Raw genomic sequence first — 4,667 nt, 5'->3', positions numbered from 1 at the left:
CGCTCCTAAGTCAGTGCCCAGATGTTACACACGTTCCTCTTCGGCTACTGTCGGGTGTGACGTTGACACTCAGGGTCCTCGCTCTTTCGCGGGCGCTACGAGTACGAGCGCGATGCCGGCGCGGAGACCCCCACCTATGTCTTCGACGAGCGCCGGCGCATCGTCGAGACCGACAGCGGCTACCGGTGGACGGATCGCCGCGGCAACTGGATCCGCTACGACGCCGACGGCTATGCCACCGCCTACGGCGATCGCAACGACGTCACCGTCACCCTGGAGCGCGGCGCCGGCGGGCGCCTGGAGCGTGTGCTCGACCATCACGGCCAGACCGCCTTCACCGTCGACTACGACGGCGAAGGCCGTATTGCCCGGCTCACCGACCGCACCGGCCGCACCGTCACCTACCATTACGATGCCGACGGCGCGCTCGTGCGCGTGACCGACGTGCGCGGCGAGGACTGGCGCTACACCTACGACACCCTCGGCGACGAGCGCGTGCTCACCAGCCGTACCGATCCGGACGACCGCGTCACCGAGTTCCGCCACAAGCAGACTGGCGGTGGCCAGCAGTGCGTGCCCACCGGCGACGGTACCTGGGTGGTCCCGGACGGGCAGTGGCGCTGGAACGCCGAGACCGAGCAGTGGGAGTGGGACGGCGCCAGCGGCCAGGTCGGTCAGAGCGGCTGGCAGTGGAACGGCGGCTGCACGGTGATGCAGACGCCGAGCAAGGCCTACCTCGCCGCCATCGCCGATGCCCACGGCGTGCGCAAGAGCTTTCGCTACACCTGGGACCGCCAGGGCAAGCGCTACATGCGCGCGACCCGGGAAGGCGGCCAAATCACGCAGGTGGTGCTCGACCACGACGGCCGGGTGGTCAAGCGCCTGGTCAACGGCGAGGAAGTCGCCGGCTACGACTACGGCGAGCACGGCCGCACCAAGCAGGACGCCAACGGGCATACCACCCGCACCGACTACGACCGCTGGCGCAACCCCATCCGCATCGTCCACCCGGACGAGAGCACCGAGCGCTTTCGCTACAACGACTACGCCCAGGTCACCCGTCACGTCGACGAGCGCGGCATCGTCACCCGCAACGAATATGACGACCACGGCAATCTCGTCCGCCGCGTCGAGGCCGTCGGTACCGACGCCGAGCGGGTGACCGAATTCGCCTACGACGCCCACGGCCAGCTTGTTCGCCGGCGCCTCGTCGGCGACGCCCACACCGCCGAGGCCGTGACCACCACGACGTATGACGACTACGGCAACGTCACGTCCCGCACCGACCCCGAAGGCCACACCACGCGCTACCGCGACTTCGACGCCCTCGGCAACGCCCGCGTGCGCATCGACCGCCGCGGCGAGCGCTGGACCCGGACCTTCGACGCCGCCGGCAACCGCACCTCTAGGACCGATCCGCTCGATCGCACGACCAAGACGGCCTACGACGGCGCCGGCCACCGCGTGAGCGTCACCGACGCGGCTAACCGGACGACCACCTATCACTACGACGATGCCGGGCTGCTCACCCGCATCACTGACCCCGCCGGCGGCGAGGTGAGACTGGCGTACGCCGCCAACCGCCAGGTGCGGCGCATCGTCGATGCCAGCGGGCAGGAACGACGGTTGACATACACCGCCGGCAATCGTCGCAAAACACTCACTGATGGTCTCGGCAACACCATCACGTATCACTACGGCGGCGAGGCGGTGAACGCCGGGCGTACGCGTCTGGCACGCATCGAATACCCCACCTACACGGAACGCTACCGCTACGACCGCCGCGGCCGGAAGGTGGAAGTCACCCGCACCACGCCGGCAGGGCGCACCGAGACCACACATTACACCTACGATGCTGCTGGTAACCGGACCAGCGTGACCGACAACGCCGATCGCACCACCCGCTACACATACGACGCCCTGGGCCGGCGCGTCGTGATCGAGGATCCCACGGGCCACACCGTGCGCTACGCCTACGACGACGCCGACAACCTGCGCGCGGTGACCAACCAGCGTGGCGTCGTCATCCGGCGCTTCGCCTACAACCGCCGCGGCGAGAAGACGCGCACCGTCTGGCCCGACGGCGAGACCTGGCGCTACGCCTACACGCCCACGGGCGAGCTCAAAACCCAGACCGACGCCAAGGGCCAGCGCACCGTGCACAGCTACGATGCCGCCGGCCGGCGTACCGCCACCGCCTACTACCCGGACACCGCGACGGACACCCCGGCGCGTCGGACCACCTTCGAGTACACGGACACCGGCAAGCTCGCGGGATACGACAACGGCACCACCAGCGCTACCTATGCCTACGACCGCCTCGACCGGCGCACCGCCACCACCGTCGACTTCGGCCCGTTCACCAAGACCTTTCGCTACGCCTACACCGCCAACGGCCAGAAAGAGGCGCTCACCTACCCCGGCGGCGATCGCTACGGGTTCCGCTACAACGACGCGGGCCTTCTGACCGGCATCGACTTCCCCGACGGGGCGCACCTGGTGCGCGACCAGTTCCAATGGCACAAGCCCGGCCGTGTACTGCTGCCCGGCGGCGGCGAGCGCCATTTCACCTACGATGGCTTCCTGCGCCCCACGCGCATCCGCGGCGAGGACCCGGCGGATGCCACCATCATGGACTACCGCTACACCTACAATGATGCTGGCAACATCACCGTCAAGGCCACCGAGCACGGGCGCTACGCCTACACCTACGACCGCCTCGACCGACTCACCGACGCGGAAAACCCCACCCTCGCTGACGAGCACTACACCTACGACCCGGCGGGCAACCGGCTCACCAGCGCCGATACCGAGGGCGAGTGGCGCTACAACGCCGCCAACCAGCTGCTTGGCTACGACGACGTCACCTTCACCTACGACGCCAACGGCAGCACCATCACGCGCACCGATGGCGACCAAACTACGCGCTACGCCTACAATCTCAACAACCGCCTCGCCCGCCTCGAGCGCCCCGACGGCCTCACCGCCCGCTACGCCTACGATCCCTTCGGGCGGCGATTATGGAAGGACGTCGACGGCGAGCGCACCTACTTCCTCTACGCCGATGAGGGGCTCATCGCCGAGTACGACGAGAGCGGCACCCTAATCCAGCGGTATGGGTTCAAGCCCAATAGCACGTGGGGCACCGATCCGGTGTGGACGGAAATCGGCGGGAAACGGCACTACTATCACAATGATCACATTGGTGCTCCTAGGGTTATTGCTCAGGCTAATGGGGCTAAGCTCCCTTCAGTGCTCGGAAGGGCGGCGTTTGGCGAGGGGCGCGAATTTAAAGTTTCCTCCCAAGGGAGCTTGCGCTTTCCCGGGCAGTTTTTTGATTATGAGACTGTTCTCGATAACAACTACTATCGGTATTACTATTCTGAAATAGGTCGCTATTTCTCTAGTGATCCCATTGGTATACGTGGTGGTTTGAATACTTACGTGTATGCTAATAACGACCCCGTGAGGCATTTTGATCCACTCGGATTGATGGCTTCGAAGCCGCCAGCCTGGTTGCCACCCCCTGGTTATCCCGACGATCTAAAGAAATGCGGACCGAAGACCCGCGACGCCTTGAACATGAAGTGTCAGCCGCTGACGATTGGCGAGAAGGGACTTTGTGTCGAGCTTTGGAGGCAGTGGAAGAGAGAATGTATCCTTTATCATTCCGCATGTATGCCGAGGACGCGTGATTATGCATAGGAGGTTTTGGGTTACGTTAGCAGGAGCGCTTTTTTCTGTTGCTCTTATGTTCCTATTCTATGTGGCAGGGTATGCAGATTCACTCGAAGAGCGATTTAGTGTGAAATCTTTAGATTTGGTGTCCAGGATAGAGGATCGTTACAGGTTAGCAGGAAAACTGGCGAGGGATTCTTCAGAAGGTGAGTGCACACGTGCTGTTGTTGCGCTAAGGGAGCTCGCGAAGTCGGATCGAGAGCATCTGGATATGGTGATGCGGCTTAGGCGGGAGGTGTCGTTATTATCCGTTGCTAGGGAAGTTGTTTTTGGAGCGTACTCGGCGTCTCGCGATGTTCCACCAGAAAAATTTCGTCTATCTTCAGAGGTCAACAGTTGGCTCCGGAGTGATGACGATTGATTGAATCGTGATGCTTGGTTTTTTTTCGGGCGTACTGTGTGTTGAACAGCTCGTTCTTGCTGATGCGGATTTCGGTATTGTAAGGTCTGGTTCGAAGTCCGTAAATATCGAAAGGTGGCAAGCGGTCGCCTGATCTCAACCACCGAGTAAGCGAGGTAAGGGCAGGCGACCCGGGCGACACAGGACGAGAGACAAACGACCGAGACTTAGGGATGAGACGAGTTCACCAGGGACTGGTGGTGCGTACGCTGGCGTGCGCGCTGTGGCTGTGGACGGCGGTGGCCGCCGGGCGCGCGGGGATCGAGATCGAGCGCAGTGCGCCGGCGGTGGACGACTACCTGCTCGTCGAGCAGGTGGTGGACCTGCGGGTGAAAGTCCTCGGCGGCCACGTGCCCGCCCGGCGGTTGTGGCGCGACGGCCAGTGGCAGTTCTTCCCCGCCTGGCAGCGCTTGCGCCCCGATCACAGCGGCGCCACCGACGATGGCGGGCCGTCCCGGAATGTGTCAACCTTTTTCCGACAGTGCCGACGTTTTTTCCTAATGAATCATTGTAGGTCGGCATCGGCATA

Annotated in this window: 3 protein-coding genes; 2 read left to right on the top strand and 1 reads right to left on the bottom strand. The window is 63.6% G+C overall.

Annotation, left to right across the window (positions count from 1 at the left end):
• Positions 1 to 69: 69 nt before the first annotated feature.
• Positions 70 to 321, bottom strand: coding sequence for a hypothetical protein (locus tag ACPEES_RS22795; protein WP_435106700.1), 252 nt, complete (start codon positions 319 to 321; stop codon positions 70 to 72).
• Here ACPEES_RS22795 and ACPEES_RS22790 point away from each other — a divergent pair.
• Both ACPEES_RS22790 and ACPEES_RS22785 read left to right on the top strand, forming a co-directional pair.
• Positions 307 to 3,705: an RHS repeat-associated core domain-containing protein gene (locus ACPEES_RS22790; protein WP_435106698.1), complete on the top strand. Its 3,399-nt coding sequence runs from the start codon at positions 307 to 309 to the stop codon at positions 3,703 to 3,705. The two genes, ACPEES_RS22795 and ACPEES_RS22790, sit on opposite strands and share 15 nt — an antisense overlap.
• A 606-nt stretch (positions 3,706 to 4,311) precedes the next feature.
• Positions 4,312 to 4,667: hypothetical protein (locus ACPEES_RS22785; protein WP_435106696.1), on the top strand; the 356-nt coding region annotated here is incomplete at its 3' end.

Origin of the sequence: Arhodomonas sp. AD133 (assembly GCF_051195215.1) — a bacterium.
In the GTDB taxonomy this organism is placed as follows: domain Bacteria; phylum Pseudomonadota; class Gammaproteobacteria; order Nitrococcales; family Nitrococcaceae; genus Arhodomonas.
Note: the sequence above shows the minus strand (reverse complement) of the source record. Positions and strands in the feature narration are given on the sequence as shown.